This is a genomic window from Streptomyces sp. NPDC008125 (genome assembly GCF_042957125.1).
Taxonomy (GTDB): Bacteria; Actinomycetota; Actinomycetes; order Streptomycetales; family Streptomycetaceae; genus Streptomyces.
This window is the reverse complement of record NZ_JBIBHR010000016.1, coordinates 136,630-151,379: the sequence shown is the minus strand read 5'-3', so window position 1 is coordinate 151,379 and position 14,750 is coordinate 136,630. Positions and strand designations below refer to the sequence as shown.

The window sequence follows — 14,750 nt, the reverse complement described above, 5'->3', positions numbered from 1 at the left end:
GGTCGTTCAGGCCGTGCGCCGGCTGAGCTTGTCGGTGAACCGTGCCCTGTCGATCAGGGCCCGGGTGTGGTGCCCGCGCAGGACGGATCCGTGGGAGTCGCGGGCCTCCACGTCGAAGGTGAGCTTGCGGTCGTCGGCCCGGGTCAGGGTGGCGCGGACGGTGACGGCGTCGCCGACGGGCGTCGGCGCGAGGTGCGCCGAATCGTGGGCCAGCCCGACCGTCATGTCCCCTTCCGGGACGGCGCTTTCGACCACCTTCATCGCGGCGATCTCGCTGAGCCAGAGCAGGACCGGGGTGGCGAGCACCGGCAGGTCGTTGCCCCAGTTGGTGGCGGCGTCCTGGACGGTGACCCGGTGGACGAGCTCCGCGCTCGACCCCACGAGGGAGTCGATGCCGGAGAGGACGGGTTCGGGTGCGGAAGGCGCGGTCATGTGGGGTCCTTGGGTGTGGGAGGGGCGAGCGGACTCCGGTCACGTCGTTCCCGGAGGTCGTGCAGGTGCTGTCGCGCGGCGTCGTCGAGCGGGACGAACCAGGCCTCGCGCGGCCGGGTCCGTGCACCGCGACGCTGTTTGGTGGCGTCCGCGGTGATCGAGAGGTCGAGGCTGCGCACACCGTGCGCACAGGCCCACCGGATGGGCTCGTGCAGGGCCGCGCCGAAGTACACCGGGGCGTCGGCACAGCCTTCGGGGTCGAAGCCGGCCTGGCGGACGTACGCCCGCGAGCCGCGGCGCACCAGGGAGGTGAAGCCCACGTACGTGCCGTCGCGACGGGCCCGGACGACCAGGGCGTCGTCGCCGAGGTGGTCGAGGTAGGCACGGTGCAGGCCGGCGGCCTCCTCGACGGCGTACGCATGGCCGTGCTTGCCGTACAGGCCCAGTTCCAGGGGGACGATCCATTCGAGGTCGGCCTCGCGGAGGGGGGAGACCTCGAAATCGACTCCCGCCTCGCGCAGTTTGCGCAGGTCCGCCTTCTCCTTCGCCCGCTGCTTGCGGGGCAGTGACGCCATCCAGTCCTCGAAGCCGTCACCGGGCAGGCCGAGCACGTTGGTTCCGTGGGAGGGGAACCGGACACCGCCGTGGGCCAGGAACGCCGCCTGGAGGTCGGCGTCCTCGGGCGAGCAGTAGAGCGCGGCCAGGCAGGAGGCGCCACGCTCCGCAGCGTGCTCGGCCGCGGCGCCCAGGAGCCGGGCCAGGGCCTGCGGGCGCTCCCGGGCGGGGCCGTCCGTGTGGAACGTGCTGTGCCCGGGGCGCCGGCCGCCGATGGTGAAGGCCGGCAGCAGCGGGCCGGGGTCCTCTCCCCCGGCGCCGTCCGCCAGGAACAGGTCGGGCCGGGCGAAGGGCCAGGGGTTGCTCGCGGCGTCGAAACCGTAGGAAGGGGCGTACGCGGCGAAGTCCTCGCCCTGGACCCAGGTGTGGAAGGCCGGACCGGGGTGGGCCTGGTCCTCGACCAGGAGCCACGGCGGGCTGCAGTAGAGATGGGGGCACTGGCGCAGGAGCGGGTGGCCGAGCGTGCGGGCCGTCGGCCCGGGGGTGATGTGGGTGCCGGTGAGGACGGCGGGTTCTCGGGTGAGGGTCACGTGGTCTCCGGGGCGGGGGGTGCGGAGGAGCGTGCGGACAGGGTCATGGGGACGGCCGCCGCGAGCACGATGCAGCCGGCGAGGACGAGGACGGCCCGGGGCCCGTAGTGGGAGCCGACGACTCCGGCGAGTGCGGATCCCAGCGGGAGGCAGCCGAAGGCGATCAGCCGGTACGCGGAGGTGACCCGGCCGAGGAGCTCGTGCGGAACGGCACGTTGGCGGTAGGACACCGTGATCACGTTGACGAGGATGAGCAGCCCCGTGCAGCCGAGGCCGACACCGAGGACGAGCGGAGTGGGACGGATTCCCGGCAGGGCGAAGCCGACACTCATCCCCGCAAGGCCCAGAGCCATGCAGACGCCGTTCCCGAGCCGGGAGGTGGCGAGCGGAGCCAGCAGCCCCACGACGAGCCCGCTGACGCCCGCCACCATCAGGAGGGAGCCGTAGGCGGTGCTGCCGAGTCCCAGCGGACCGGGCGGCAGGGCCAGGAGGGGGAGCGCGGCGTACACGGCCGCCCACGCGATGTTCAGGGCGCCCACGCCCACGGCGTAGACGGTCAGGGTGGGGTTGCCGAAGAGGAACCGCAGCCCGGTCCGGATGTCGGCCAGGACACCACTTCCTCCGGGTGCGGCGGAGGCGGGCCCCTCCTGTCCGGATCGGCCCGGCGCGGCCGGCAGGGCCATCAGGAGGAGGACGGTGGCGAGGTAGAGGGCGGCCGTGGTCCCGAAGGCGAGGCTCGCGGACAGGCCCAGCAGGAGGCCGCCGACGGAGGGGCCGGCCATCTGGTTGGTGGTGATCTCCGCCGCCTGGAGACGGGAGTTGGCGCGTTCCAGCAGCGAGGGCGGCACGAGGCTGGGGGTGGTGGTGTGGAAGGCGGTGTCGAAGACGGTCTCGCCGATGCCGAGGAGGAAGGCCGCCGCCGCGAGCAGCGCGATGTCCGCCCGGTCCAGCAGCAGAGCCAGCGCGGTGGCGCCGAGGACCACGACACGTGCGGAGTTGACGATCCGCATCAGCCGCCGCTCGTCGAAGCGGTCGACGAGGACCCCGGAGAAGAGGGCGAACAGCAGCCAGGGCAGGCGCGCCATCACGGCCACCACGGCCACGCCGCCGGCACCGCCGCCCAGATGGACGGCGGTGACCGGCAGCGCCACCTGGTAGACGCCGTCCGCCAGGTTCGATCCCGCGCAGGCGTTCCACAACCAGAGGAAGGGCCGCCCGAGCCGGGGCGCGGACGGGGCGGCGGGCGCCGTCGGGGTTGCGGTCATGTCTTCCTCACTCAAAGAGGCGTCCACGGGGGAGCGGGGCGCCGGGGTCATCCCGGGTGGTGCGCCAGCATCTGGTTGAGAATGTTCTTGCGCTGCATCTCGCTGGTGCCCCCGGCGATGAGCGTGCCGAGCGCGTCCTGGACGACGCGTGTCCGGGCACCACGCATGTACCCCGCGTGCCCTTGCAGACGCATCAGGTTCTGTGCCGCCTCGACCAGTCCTTCCGAACCCACGAGCTTGGCGACGGAGCACCGCAGGGAGGCCTGGGGGTCGCCGGCCACCAGCGCGTCGATGCCGGCGCGGGCGGTTGCCCTGGCGATCTCGATGGTGATCCTGATGTCGGTGATGCGCCCCTGGACGTACTGGTGGTCGAGGATCGGTGTGCCGAACGCCTCACGCCGGCGGGCGAAGTCGACCGCCTCGTCGAGCTGCGGTTCGAGGAAGGCCGCGATGACCAGGCCGTAGAGGGCGCGGTCGAAGCCGATGATGTCGTAGAGGGTCCGCAGACCTTCGCCGGGTACGCCGAGTACGGAGGGCTCGGGCAGGGCCACGTCGTGGAGTTCGATGGCACCGGTGGGGCTGGATCGCAGACCGAGGAGCTCCTCCGCCGGTCCGCGCCGGACCCCGGGACTGTGGAGGTTGACCAGGAACAGGGTGATGTCGCGTCGCCCGAGGTCGGGGACACGGCCGAGGATGAGGGCCCGGTCGGCGACGGGCGCGTTGGTGATGTGGTCCTTCTTGCCGTTCAGCGTCCAGCCGTCGGCGGTGCGGGTGGCGACGGTGCGGGTGCGGGCGACGTCGGAACCGCCGTGGGGTTCGGTCAGGGCGGTCGCTCCGACCGCCCCCTTCATCAACTGCGGGAGCACCGAACGGTGGTGGAAGTCGTTGCCGTGCTCCACCAGGGCCCGTACGAGCCCGGCGTGCGCGATGAGGGAGAGCACGAAGCCCAGGTCTTCGCCGTCGCGGGCGATGTCGGCGACGTGCTCGGCCAGGTCCGCCCAGGTGCCTCCGACGCCGCCCAGCCGCTCGGGGACGCCTATGCGCCACAGGCCGAGGTCGGCCAGGCGCTGCCAGGACAGGCGGTCCAGGATCTCCGCCTCGTAGGCGGCGTCGGCCCTGCGGGCGACGTGGGTCCGGGCGAATTCGGCGAACGAGTCGTCGTGCGGGAGGGCCGCGGGGACGGGTGCGTCGTGCTGCGGGGTGGCCGGGCCTGCGTGGGCCATGGCGGGGGCGGTCATGTGAGGTGGTCTCCAGAGTGAGGGGGTGGGTGGGGCGGCGAGTCAGTACCAGCGCATGACGAGGGCGCCCGCGGTCATGCCGCCGCCGACGGCGGCCAGGACGACGACGTCGCCGCGGTGCAGCCTTCCGGCCGCCGCCGCCTCGTCCAGGGTGATGGGCACGGAGGCGGCGGCTGTGTTGCCGTAGCGGTCCACCGTCATCGGGACCCGGTCCAGCGGCACACCGCAGCGGTCGGCGCACTCCTCGATGAGGCGGGCGTTGGCCTGGTGGGTGATGAGGAGGTCGACGTCGTCGACGTCGAGGCCGGCGGCGGCGAGGGCCCCCTTGACCACCTGCGGGACGGCCTGGGTGGCGAAGTCCCACACCCGGCGGCCGTCCATGCGGAAGTAGTGGCGCCGTTCCGCGACGGTGCGCTCGTCGGCCGGTTCGAGGGTGCCGCCGGCCGGGATGCCGACCACGTCGAGCCGGGTGCTGTCGGCGATCAGGTCGCAGCCGAGGATGCCGTACCCGTCCGGGACCCTCCCGAGGACGGCCGCTCCGGCCCCGTCCCCGAAGAAGACGCAGGTGCCGCGGTCCTCGTAGTCCAGTACGCGGCTGTACACCTCGCACCCGACGACCATCACGTGGTTGTACTGGGAGAAGGTGTTCATCAGTCCCGCCGCCGCGGCGGTGGCGTAGACGAAGCCGCTGCACACGGCCCCGACGTCGAACGCGGGTATCTGGTGCAGGCCCATTCCGGCGTGCAGGTTGCAGGCGGTGGAGGGCTGGATCTGGTCCGGCGAACTGGTGGCCACGACCAGGGCGTCCAGCTGTTCCGCCGCGATGTCGTGGTCCCGCAGTGCGGCCTGGGCGGCCAGACGGCCGAGATCGGAGGTGCTCTGGTCCTCGTGCGCTCTGCGGCGCTCGCGGATGCCCGTCCTGGAGGTGATCCAGGTGTCCGAGGTGTCCACGGTCCGGGCGAGGTCGTCGTTGGTGACGATGTGGTCGGGCAGGTACGAGCCGGTGGCGACGATGCCGATGGCCATCGGGCGCTCCTTGGTGTCAGGCCGCCTGCTGCAGGCGGGGGGAGTCGACTACGTCGTGGTACGCGGCGGTGAAGCGCTCCAGCAGGTCGTCGATCTGCTCACCGGTGATGATCAGCGGGGGAGCGAAGACCACGGTGTCCCCCATGGCGCGCAGGAGGAGTCCGCGCTCCTTCGCCGCCCGGAGCACGGCCTGGCCGAACTGCCCGGGCTCGTGTCCGACGGCGGCCGGGTCGAACTCGACGCCGCCCAGCAGTCCGTGACCCCGTACGTCGCGGACCGCCTCGTCGCCGCGGAATTTCTCCAGCCCGCGGGCGAGGCGGGGGGCGACCTCCCGCACGTGGCCCGGGATGTCGCGCTCGCGCAGGATGGCGAGCGTTTCGCGGGCGACGGCGGCCGGGACGGGATGGCCGGAGTAGGTGAAGCCGTGGCCGAAGGTGCCGATCTGCCTGCTGCCTTCCGCGAGTGCGGCGCTGACGCGCTCACCGACGAGCGTGGCGGAGATCGGCAGATAGGAGGAGGACAGCCCCTTGGCCGTGGTGATGATGTCCGGGGTCAGGCCGAACTCCGTGGTGGCGAACATCGATCCGGTGCGGCCGTAGCCGGTGATGACCTCGTCCGCGATGAACAGGATGCCGTACCGGTCCAGGACCTCCTGGAGGCGGGCGAAGTACCCGGCCGGCGGGATGATCAGGCCGCCCGCTCCGAGAACGGGTTCGGAGATGAAGGCTGCCACCGTCTCCGGTCCGGCCTCCTCGATGAGGTTCTCCAGGTCCTCCATCAGCCAGTCGACCTGCTCGGCGTCGGTCAGGCCCCGCGAGGAGGGGTGCAGGGGGTTGGGACAGTGGGCCGAGAGGAAGTCGCCCGTGTCCAGGCCGAAGCCGTGGTGGATGTGCGGGAGCCCGGTGGCCGAACCGGCGGCGAGCGTGGTGCCGTGGTAACCGCAGCTGTGCGAGATGATCTTGCGGCGTTCCGGCCGGCCCTGGGACCAGTGGTAGTAGCGGGCGAACTTCATCGCGCTGTCGTTGGCGTCCGAACCCGAGTTGCCGAAGAACACCTTGCCCATGGGGATGGGCGCGATGTCCACGATGTCGGAGGCCAGCGCGAGCGCCACGTCGTTGGTGCGGTGGTTGAACGAACCGTAGAAGGGGAGTTTGTTCATCTGCCGGGTGGCCGCCTCCACCAGGCGCGGCTCGCTGTAGCCGAGGGTGACGCTCCACAGGCCGGCCACGCCGTCGACGAACGACTGCCCGTCCTCGTCGCGTACTTCGATGCCGGATCCCTCGGTGATCACGTGCGGCCGGGTGTCGAGGTAGAGGGCGCTGTGCGGTTCGAGCATGTGCGAGATCGCTTCGGGCATGAAAGGACTTCCTCCGTGGGACGGGACGATCGGGGCGCGGGGCGGGGCTCAACGGCCGCCGCCCACCTCCAGGACGGAACCGGTGATGTACGAGGCGCTCGGGGAGAGCAGGAAGACGGCGGCTTCGGCGACTTCCTCGGGGGTGCCGATACGGCCCATGGGCACGGACGTCCGCAGGCGCTCGGGGCGGTCGGGGACTCCGTTGGCCAGGTGGAGGCCGGTTTCGATCAGACCGGGGGCGACCGCGTTGACGCGGACGCCCTCCGCCGCCACCTCCTGGGCGGTGCCCCAGGTGTGGGTGTTGACGGCGGCCTTGAGAGCGGCGTAGTGCACCCACTCGTGGCCGCCGCCGGTGCGGGCGCCGGTGGACGAGATGTTGAGGACGCAGCCTCCGGGGCCGCCGCGACCGCGGGACATGTACCGCAGGCCCTCGCGGGTGCACAGCACCACGCTGCGCAGGACGGCCCGGTAGGCGACGTCCAGTTGCCGGATGTCCAGATCGACGACCCGGCCCAGCCCCCCGGTGACGCCCGCGTTGTTGACGACGGCGGTGAGCGGGCCGAGCTTCTCCACCGCGGTGGCGAAGAGGCGTTCGACCTCGTCCTCCTCAGTGACGTCGGCTTCCACGGCCAGCGCTTCGACGCCCGCCTCCCTGAGGTCGCGGACGACCTGCTCGGCGCCCGCGGCGCTGGACCGGTAGTTGACGCACACCGGTCGGTCCAGCGCCGCGGCACGACGGGCGATCGCGGCCCCGATGCCTTGGCCGGCACCCGTGATGATGATCATGAGAATCAGCCGTTGACCACGCCGTAGCGGTCGCCGAGGAAGAACTCCTCGAACGCCTTGCGGGTGTAGACGTTGTGCGTCTTCATGAGCCAGCGCTGCTTGAGGCCGTCGAGGTCGTGGATGGCGTTCACCTCCCGGCCGTGGATGACGTCCCGGTTGGAGAAGGTGACCGAGTCGCCGGGCCTGGACACCCGCATCTGCTTGCGGCTGTGCAGAGCGGCCACGAAGCGGTCCAGCACCGCCTGCGCCTCCTCGTCCAGACCGCGGGTGCGGTCCTCGAAGACGCGGGCACCCTCGTCCGTGTTGATGACGGCGTGGTTCTGGGCGCGGCGGTTGCCCAGGACGTCGCCCTGCCGGGTGGAGACGTCGTCGAAGGGGGTGTGGAACCGGGGCTGGGCCAGGATCTCGCGGTCGCCGTCACTGAGCTCGTCCAGCGCGTGGACGGTCACGGTGAAGGTCGAGTACACCTCGTTCGTGGGCGTGTCCCGCAGGGTCAGCGTGTTGACGAAGTCGGGGCTCACGAAGTGGTTGGCGAAGTCCCGGTGGAACTTCAGGGTCCCCAGCGTCTTCTGCGACTGGGAGTCGAACATCGACTCCTTGGGATAGATGTCGTGGAAGAAGTCGCCCTCGTTGACGCTGAGGTGCCCGATGATCTCCGTGCCGGTCAGGACACCGTAGGCCGCGAGGAAGCCCTCGGCGACGAAGGTCTTCTTCAGGCGGTACTTCTCGTGCACCGGGTCCGCCGAGCCGAACCGGGGCAGGTCGAGGTCGATGGGGGCGTTGCCGATGACCACCAGCGGCGCCTTCGAGAAGTCGCGGAGCATCGACATCTCGCAGAAGTCGGTGAAGCGGGAGCCGAGCCGCTGGTCGCCCCGGAGCCGGGACACGTCGGCCATGTAGCTCTCGAAGTCGCCGTACGGGTTGGTGGCGATCTCCAGGAGGACCTCGCGCAGGGCGTCGCGCTCGGCGTCGGTGAAGACGAAGTCGTAGTCGATCTGTCGCATGGAACGTCCTTCCATCGGGGCATGCCGGTGCCGTGGCACGGGCGGAACAGGGGGAACAGGGGTGGGTGGCACGTCGGACGGGAGGCCGCGGAGCGGTCGTACGCCCCGGCACGGCCGGGGGAGCCGACGGCGTGGGGCGCCGCCGCCGGGAGCGGCGCCGGGAGGCTCAGTCGGTCACGACGGCGGTGTGGGAGTCCAGGGTCGACAGATCCTGGAGAAGGACGTCGAAGTCCTCGTTCCACAGCAGCACACTGGCGGCGAAGTCGCGGATGTCCTCGGGAGCCTCGGTGGTCTGCCCGGTCTCCACGTTCCACTGCCAGTGGTGGTCGCTGAGCAGCGTGGCCCTGCGCAGTTCGCGCACCCGCCCCTCGACCTTGGGGAAGTAGACCCAGGCGGCGTGCGGCCCGATGCCCTCGCTGCCGGGCAGGTCCTCGCCGCGCTGGAGGCGGAAGTGCGCCTCCTCTATGTCGAGCCCCCGGCGGATACGGCTCGTGGAGGGCACGAGGGCGGCCGGTGCCCGGGCGGCGATCTCCAGGAACACCAGTTCGCCGCCGGGACGCCGATAGACCTCGTGGTGGTAGACGCCGTGGGACGGCTTGTCCGGGAGGGCATCCAGAACCCGGCGGTTGAACGCGAGGAGCGACGCGCGGACAGGGTGGTCCTCGGGAAGGGTGTGGCTCGCGCACACCTTCCCGTGGACGTAGTCGTAGCAGGGGTGGAGGTAGGCGTTGGCCTCCACGTGCACGACCGCGCCGCCGCTGACGGCGGTGTCCACGTGGTAGAGGACGCCCCGGAGGAACTCGTCCACCTCGTACCTGCGGGTGCCTGCCGTCGCCGCCCAGTCGCGGAGCTCGCCGGCGTCGTCCAGCCGCCTGGCTCCCACGCTGCCGGACTCGTCCAGCGGCTTGACGAACATCGGCCAGCCCAGCGCCTCCTCGAGCCCGGCCACGTAGCGGTCGGCGTCGGCGGCATAGGCGCGGGCGTCCCACTCCTGGTGACGCGGCAGGCGGACCCCGGCTCCCTCCAGAGCCCGCTTCATGGCGATCTTGTCGATGAACGGCGCCAACTGGTCCGGCAGGTCACCTGCCAGCCCCAGCCGCCTGCGCACCTCGGCGACCGCTCCCAGGGAGTACTCGTCGTGGCAGAGCAGCGCCACGTCGTCCCGGTCGGCGGCGGGCAGGGTCTCCCGCAGGGACTCGACGCACGCGGTGAGCGCGTCGGCGGTGAACTCCTCCAGCACGGCTATGCGGGAGAAGGCGTCCTCGCGATGGCGTTTGACCAGTTTCTGGTGCTGCCCGGGACTGGCGATCAGCCACGTGCGCCGGTGCGGACGCACCAGCACCGCGGGATCGATACGGAACGAGGCGACGTTCTGGACGACGATGTCGGTACGCACGCCTCAGCCCTCGTCCCGCGGGAAGAGGTCCCAGATGTTGCCCTCGTCCTCGGCGTGCGCCCTCGCCGCAGCAGGTGCTGCACCGTCGAACACGGTGGCCGCCGACAGGGCCGTACCGGCCACCGTCGCGCCACCCGTCGTTCGTATGCGTGCCATCAACTTCCTCCAGATGATCGGTGTCTGACCAACCGACGGTTATCCGGAGGTGCCATGGGCATGCGCACCCCTGTGTGACAGCAAGTGGCCAGACCACTACTGGACAGGGGAGCGTGAACGCGTGAGTGCGGACTATGACCCGCTGGACATCGAGCTCTACCGGGCTGAACTGCAGAAACCCCGGTACACCGACGAGGAACTGGCACGCGGGCTGGGGCTGGACCCCGCCGAGGTGAGACGCCGGAGACAACACCTGGCAGATCTAAGGCTGTTGAGACGGGTGGACGAGGAGACCTGGGTGGCCGTCAGCCCGCACGCGGCGGCCGACGCCTTACTCGGCGACGAGGAGCGGGAACTCGAAGAGCGGCGGATGGAGCTCGCCCGGCGCAGGGAGGACCTGACGGCGCTGACGGCCGAGTACCTGGAGGCCCGCAGCCTGCGCTCCAGCGCCGCCCACGTCGAGACCCTGCACGGCCTGGAGACGGTACGAGCCGCTCTGACCGAGCTCGCGGCCCTGTGCACCACCTCGGTCGACTCCATGGTCCCCGGCGGCGCGCAGAGCGACCGGGCCGTCCAGGCGGCTCTCCCGCTGGACAAGGCCCAGCTGGACCGCGGCATCGCCCTGCGGTGCCTGTTCCTCGACTCGGCGCGTTCGCACCCCGGCACCCAGCGGTACCTGAACGAACTGCGCGACGCCGGGGCGGAAGTCCGCACGATCTGTCTGCTCCCCACCCGCCTGGTGCTCTACGACCGGAGAACGGCCGTCATCCCGCTGGACGCGCACGACACCGCGCGAGGGGCCGTGGTCGTCCACGACCCACCCCTGGTCGACCTCCTCGCCCACCTCTTCGACCTCTACTGGGGACAGACCGCCCCCGACGCCCGGCGACACGAGCACCAGCTCAGCAGTACCGAGCAGGCTGTCCTTCGTATGATGGCGACCGGCCAGCTGGACGAGGCCATATCCCGGCAGGTCGGCCTGTCGGTCCGCACCACCCGGCGCATCATCAGTAACCTGACGCGGCGTCTGGGAGCCAACAGCCGCTTCCAGGCCGGGGTCGAAGCCGTCGCCCAAGGGTGGATCGCACAGCGGCCCGCCCGGCACGAACCGGCTGCTCCACCGCCGTCCGACAACGTCCACACCCCCTGAGGCGGAACACCCGATGCGGCACCACGTCGAACCCATCCAGGCCTGTCTGAACGGCCGGCGCACCGCCACGGACCACCGTGCGGTGCCGCTCACGCCGGATCAGCTGGCCACCGCCGCGCGCTCCGCGGTGGCGGCCGGAGCGGGCAGCGTCCACGTGCATCCCCGGGACGGGGAGGGCGACGAGAGCCTGGACGTCCTCTGGGTGGAACCGGCGGTCCGCGCGGTGCGCCGCGCCTGTCCCGGGCTGCCGGTCGGCGTGTCGACGGGGCTGTGGATGTGCGGGGGCGACGCCGCGGTCCGCAGGGACACGGTGCTGAAATGGACCGCGGCGGAGGACCGCCCCGACTTCGCCTCCGTCAACCTCAGCGAGCCCGGGTTCGAGGAACTGGCTGACGTCCTGGCGGAGATGGGCGTGGGCGTCGAGGCGGGCGTCTGGTCGGAGCGCGACGCCCTGACCCTGCTGGGCGGCACCCGCGCCGACTCCTGCACGCGGGTGCTCGTGGAGCTGATCGACCTGCCGCCCGAGCAGGCGCTGATCCGTGCCGACCGGATCATGGACCTGCTGCGCCGGGCGGATTGCACGACGCCGGTCCTGCTGCACGGGGAGGGTGTTTCCACCTGGCCGGTCCTCGACAGGGCCCTCGCCCTGGGGCTGGAGACCCGCATCGGACTGGAGGACACCCTCGTGGACCCGGACGGCGGCGTCGTGGCGGACAACGACGCCCTGATCCGGCTGGCACTGTCCCGTACGGTCTGACCGCGCACCGGAGGACGGGCGCCCGCGCGAGCGGCGCCCGTCCCCCGGTCCGGGAGGGCGGGAGCGGTCAGGAGGCCGGCACGGTGTCCTCGAAGGCCTTGCCCGCCGCCCGGTAGGCGGCGACCGCCGCGGTGACCTGGGCCGGGGTCAGCACCTGGTCCTTGGCGTGCAGGACCCAGTCGACCTTCTGGTCGTAGGCGCGCGGGGTGGTGCTGGTCTGGCCCGCGAGGTCGATGAGCCACTGGTTGAAGTTGATGGACATGGGCCGCTCCGGCAGATAGCGGGAGTCATGGCGCCCGAACTCGACGCCGTCGATGTAGTAGACGATGGCGGTGTCGTCGATGGCGAGGACGAGGTCGTGCCAGCCCGCGTAGCTGATCCGTGATTCGGAGTGCTGGTTGACCGCCTCCCACGGGTCGGGGCGGTAGGTCTCCCAGGACGTGGTGTAGAGGATGTTCGAGGGCTCGCCCCAGCCGCCGTTGGGCAGGTACTCGAAGTCGTACTCGGCGTAGTCGTCGGCCATCGGGGCCTTGAGGTCGTTGATCGTGAAGAACGTGGACACCAGGTGGTCCCCGTCGGGGCCGTACTTCGGCGCGTCGGCGAACCGCACCCGTGCCGCGTAGGTGCCGCCCAGGAACTTCGTGGCCTTGGTGAGCACTTCGGTCTGCTTCGTGGACGCCGGAGTCCCGGCGGTGGAGGTCTCCAGGTTCATGACCGAGTTGGTCCCCTCCTTGGCGAAGGTGACGTTCTCGGCCGGCCAGCTCGCCCCCGGCACCCCGGGACCGCCCGAGTTGGAGCGTACGTTCCAGCCGTGGGCGCCGATCGCCGGGTCGCTGGACGAGGTGTAGTCGAAGTCGTCGAAGAGCCGGGGGCCGGCGGCCGGCGGGTCGGTCGGGTTCGTCGGACCGGTGGGGTCGGTCGGGTTGTCGCCGGTGGGCGCGGTGCCCCACACCCGGGTGCCGCCGACCGCCGCGGTGACCTTGGACCAGTTGGCGTACGAGGTCTGCCCGGACCCGAAGGAGTAGTCGTCCGCCTGGTTCAGCGGCTGCCAGTTCGAGCGGTAGAACCGCAGTTGCATGTCCCCCGTGTCCGCGCCCGGGGCGAGCGAACCGGCCCCGGCGGTGAAGCCGATCTCCAGGTAGCGGTCGGCCGTCGCGGTGGGGTTGGCGAGGGTGCCGAAGGTGCCCGTGATGTTGGCGCACCCCTTGACCGCCCAGGAACAGGCGTAGGTGTACGAGGCTCCGGAGTCCGCCTTGAAGTAGTAGCGGATCTTGACCTGGGCGAGGGAGACGGACGTGCTGCCGGTGTTGACGGCCTTGAACCAGGGCTCCGCCTGGTCGGAGCCGGTGGAGCTCTGCCGGTACTGGACCGTCAGTGCCTCGCCGGCCGCGGTGGCGGGTACGGCCGCCAGGGTGGCGCAGCCGAGTCCGGCCAGTGCGGCGGCGGCCAGGGCGACCCGGACGCGGGAGACGCCGGGTCGGGGAGTGCGCTCTCTCTTGTTCGTGCTGCTGCTCGTCACCTGGGGGTCCTCTCGGGATGGTGGAGCGTGGAGGGACGGCTCGGCACTCCGAGGGCGTCGAGCCGGGTTCTGTGGTGGTCCAGCCGGGTCCTGAATCCGTCCCAGTCGTGGCCGCCGGACCAGGCGGTGTCGGCCAGGGCGCACAGCCGGGGGAAGACGAGGTACTCGGCGTGCGCCGCGGTGGGTACGTACTCGGTCCACAACTGCGCCTGCGTTCCCAGCACGTGGTCGGCGTCGGCCGCGTCCCAGTGGGCGGGCGCGGGGTCGGTGGCGTAGACGGTCGGCAGGTCCACCGAGAAGCCGGGCTGGCCCGGCGGCTCCTCGGGGTGCGCGGACTGCGGGTAGTCGAGGTAGGTGGAGCGGTGCGGGGTCATGATGACCTGGTGGCCGTTGCGTGCCGCCGCGAGACCGTGCTCCTGGTCCAGCCAGGCCAGTACGGTGAACGAGTCCGGCAGGTCGCCCCCGGTCTCGGTCCACCCCAGCGGGCGTCGGCCGTGCTCGGTGAGAAACGCCCCGACCCGTCCCATCAGCCAGCCGCGGAGCGCCTTCGGACCGGCCAGCCCCTCGTCCGCGACGCGCGCCAGCGCGGAGGGCGAGGTGTGCCACTCGTCGGTCGGGCACTCCTCGCCGCCGACGTGGATGTACGGCGAGGGGAAGACCTCCATGACCTCACCGAGCACGGTCCGGCAGAAGTCGAGCGCCTCGTCGTGGACGCCCAGGATGGTGTCGCACACCCCCCACCGGTCCCACACCTCCAGCTGCCGGTCGGGGAAGTTGCCGAGATGCGGGTAGGCGGCGAGGGCGGCGCGGACGTGGCCGGGCATCTCGATCTCGGGGACGACGGTCACCCCCCGGTCGGCGGCGTACGCGACCAGGTCGGTCAGTTCCCGGCGGGTGTACGCGCCCCCGTGCGGCACCCCGCCCACCTCGGTGAGCCGGGGGTAGGCGCCGACCGGCATCCGCCAGCCCTGGTCGTCGGTGAGGTGCAGGTGCAGCACGTTCAGCTTGTGCAGGGCCAGCAGGTCCGTGAAGCGCCGCAGGAACGAGACGGGCTGGAAGTGACGGGCCACGTCGAGCATCGCTCCGCGCCAGGCGTAGCGCGGTACGTCGGTCGTCTCCAGGCAGGGGATCGACCACGGCGTGCCGTACACCGGTTCGGCGGAGAGCGCGGCGGCCGGCAGGAGCTGACGCAGCGTCTGTACGCCGTGCAGCAGACCCTCCGGCCGGGCCGCCCGCAGCAGGACGGTGTCCTCGCCGACGGTGAGCCCGTACCCCTGGTCCCCGAGGCCGGTGAGACCGCGATCGAGGGCGAGGACCACCCGGCCGTCGTCCGTGAGCGGCAGCGGCAGTCCGGTAGCCGGGGCGAGCAGGGTGCGCAGCAGCGCGGCGGCGGGTCCGGTGCCCGCGGTCGCACGGATCGCGGTGGTGGTGTCGAAGGTGAACCGGCCCCGGCGAAGGTGGAGCCGTAAGGGGCCCGGTACGAGGCCGAGGCCGGTGGGGGGCATGGACACGGTTTCTC

General features: G+C 71.6%; 14 protein-coding genes. 2 read left to right on the top strand and 12 right to left on the bottom strand.

All coding sequences use genetic code 11. From position 1 onward, the window contains the following. Positions 1 to 6: 6 nt before the first annotated feature. From ACFZAX_RS25835 to ACFZAX_RS25790, 10 genes are all read right to left on the bottom strand, one after another. Positions 7 to 432, bottom strand: coding sequence for a hotdog domain-containing protein (locus tag ACFZAX_RS25835; RefSeq protein ID WP_390964568.1), 426 nt, complete (start codon positions 430 to 432; stop codon positions 7 to 9). After that, a complete protein-coding gene (locus tag ACFZAX_RS25830) occupies positions 429 to 1,577 on the bottom strand; it encodes a GNAT family N-acetyltransferase (RefSeq protein ID WP_390964565.1) in 1,149 nt (382 codons plus the stop codon). Before ACFZAX_RS25830 ends, ACFZAX_RS25835 begins: the two co-directional genes overlap by 4 nt. Then, positions 1,574 to 2,842, bottom strand: a complete 1,269-nt coding sequence (locus tag ACFZAX_RS25825) for an MFS transporter (protein ID WP_390964563.1) — start codon at positions 2,840 to 2,842, stop codon at positions 1,574 to 1,576. Before ACFZAX_RS25825 ends, ACFZAX_RS25830 begins: the two co-directional genes overlap by 4 nt. A 47-nt stretch (positions 2,843 to 2,889) precedes the next feature. After that, positions 2,890 to 4,080: an acyl-CoA dehydrogenase family protein gene (locus tag ACFZAX_RS25820; protein ID WP_390964561.1), complete on the bottom strand. Its 1,191-nt coding sequence runs from the start codon at positions 4,078 to 4,080 to the stop codon at positions 2,890 to 2,892. A gap of 42 nt (positions 4,081 to 4,122) precedes the next feature. Then, positions 4,123 to 5,106: a beta-ketoacyl-ACP synthase 3 gene (locus tag ACFZAX_RS25815; protein WP_390964559.1), complete on the bottom strand. Its 984-nt coding sequence runs from the start codon at positions 5,104 to 5,106 to the stop codon at positions 4,123 to 4,125. Between the two features lie 16 nt (positions 5,107 to 5,122). Continuing rightward, positions 5,123 to 6,463 (bottom strand): aminotransferase, encoded by a 1,341-nt coding sequence (locus ACFZAX_RS25810; RefSeq protein WP_390964557.1) that lies wholly within the window; start codon positions 6,461 to 6,463, stop codon positions 5,123 to 5,125. Positions 6,464 to 6,511: 48 nt separating this feature from the next. Beyond that, entirely contained in the window at positions 6,512 to 7,249 is a 738-nt protein-coding gene (locus ACFZAX_RS25805; protein ID WP_390964555.1) for an SDR family oxidoreductase, read from the bottom strand. 5 nt (positions 7,250 to 7,254) lie between these two features. Continuing rightward, positions 7,255 to 8,253: a hypothetical protein gene (locus tag ACFZAX_RS25800; protein ID WP_390964553.1), complete on the bottom strand. Its 999-nt coding sequence runs from the start codon at positions 8,251 to 8,253 to the stop codon at positions 7,255 to 7,257. Positions 8,254 to 8,419: 166 nt separating this feature from the next. Further along, positions 8,420 to 9,649, bottom strand: a complete 1,230-nt coding sequence (locus ACFZAX_RS25795) for an acetyl-CoA carboxylase biotin carboxylase subunit family protein (protein ID WP_390964551.1) — start codon at positions 9,647 to 9,649, stop codon at positions 8,420 to 8,422. Between the two features lie 3 nt (positions 9,650 to 9,652). After that, positions 9,653 to 9,805: a hypothetical protein gene (locus tag ACFZAX_RS25790; protein ID WP_390964549.1), complete on the bottom strand. Its 153-nt coding sequence runs from the start codon at positions 9,803 to 9,805 to the stop codon at positions 9,653 to 9,655. A 121-nt stretch (positions 9,806 to 9,926) separates the two neighbouring features. Here ACFZAX_RS25790 and ACFZAX_RS25785 point away from each other — a divergent pair, with 121 nt between their 5' ends. Then, positions 9,927 to 10,955, top strand: a complete 1,029-nt coding sequence (locus ACFZAX_RS25785; RefSeq protein ID WP_390964547.1) for a LuxR C-terminal-related transcriptional regulator — start codon at positions 9,927 to 9,929, stop codon at positions 10,953 to 10,955. A gap of 13 nt (positions 10,956 to 10,968) precedes the next feature. Beyond that, complete coding sequence (locus ACFZAX_RS25780) at positions 10,969 to 11,712, top strand: 3-keto-5-aminohexanoate cleavage protein (RefSeq protein ID WP_390964545.1); 744 nt, start codon at positions 10,969 to 10,971, stop codon at positions 11,710 to 11,712. Between the two features lie 67 nt (positions 11,713 to 11,779). On the opposite strand, the gene ACFZAX_RS25775 is transcribed toward ACFZAX_RS25780, so the two are convergent. Together ACFZAX_RS25775 and ACFZAX_RS25770 are read right to left on the bottom strand one after the other, a co-directional pair. Continuing rightward, positions 11,780 to 13,231 (bottom strand): cellulose binding domain-containing protein, encoded by a 1,452-nt coding sequence (locus ACFZAX_RS25775; RefSeq protein ID WP_390964543.1) that lies wholly within the window; start codon positions 13,229 to 13,231, stop codon positions 11,780 to 11,782. Then, the gene (locus ACFZAX_RS25770) at positions 13,228 to 14,736 is read right to left on the bottom strand and encodes a family 20 glycosylhydrolase (RefSeq protein ID WP_390964657.1); all 1,509 of its coding nucleotides are present in this window, start codon (positions 14,734 to 14,736) and stop codon (positions 13,228 to 13,230) included. The genes ACFZAX_RS25775 and ACFZAX_RS25770 overlap by 4 nt, the downstream gene beginning before the upstream one ends. Positions 14,737 to 14,750: the final 14 nt, after the last annotated feature.

Coding starts and splice junctions, on each gene's coding strand:
- ACFZAX_RS25835 (WP_390964568.1), bottom strand. CDS start 432: ATGACCGCGCCTTCCGCACCCGAACCCGTCCTCTCCGGCATCGACTCC.
- ACFZAX_RS25825 (WP_390964563.1), bottom strand. CDS start 2,842: ATGACCGCAACCCCGACGGCGCCCGCCGCCCCGTCCGCGCCCCGGCTC.
- ACFZAX_RS25820 (WP_390964561.1), bottom strand. CDS start 4,080: ATGACCGCCCCCGCCATGGCCCACGCAGGCCCGGCCACCCCGCAGCAC.
- ACFZAX_RS25815 (WP_390964559.1), bottom strand. CDS start 5,106: ATGGCCATCGGCATCGTCGCCACCGGCTCGTACCTGCCCGACCACATC.
- ACFZAX_RS25810 (WP_390964557.1), bottom strand. CDS start 6,463: ATGCCCGAAGCGATCTCGCACATGCTCGAACCGCACAGCGCCCTCTAC.
- ACFZAX_RS25805 (WP_390964555.1), bottom strand. CDS start 7,249: ATGATCATCATCACGGGTGCCGGCCAAGGCATCGGGGCCGCGATCGCC.
- ACFZAX_RS25800 (WP_390964553.1), bottom strand. CDS start 8,253: ATGCGACAGATCGACTACGACTTCGTCTTCACCGACGCCGAGCGCGAC.
- ACFZAX_RS25790 (WP_390964549.1), bottom strand. CDS start 9,805: ATGGCACGCATACGAACGACGGGTGGCGCGACGGTGGCCGGTACGGCC.
- ACFZAX_RS25780 (WP_390964545.1), top strand. CDS start 10,969: ATGCGGCACCACGTCGAACCCATCCAGGCCTGTCTGAACGGCCGGCGC.
- ACFZAX_RS25770 (WP_390964657.1), bottom strand. CDS start 14,736: ATGCCCCCCACCGGCCTCGGCCTCGTACCGGGCCCCTTACGGCTCCAC.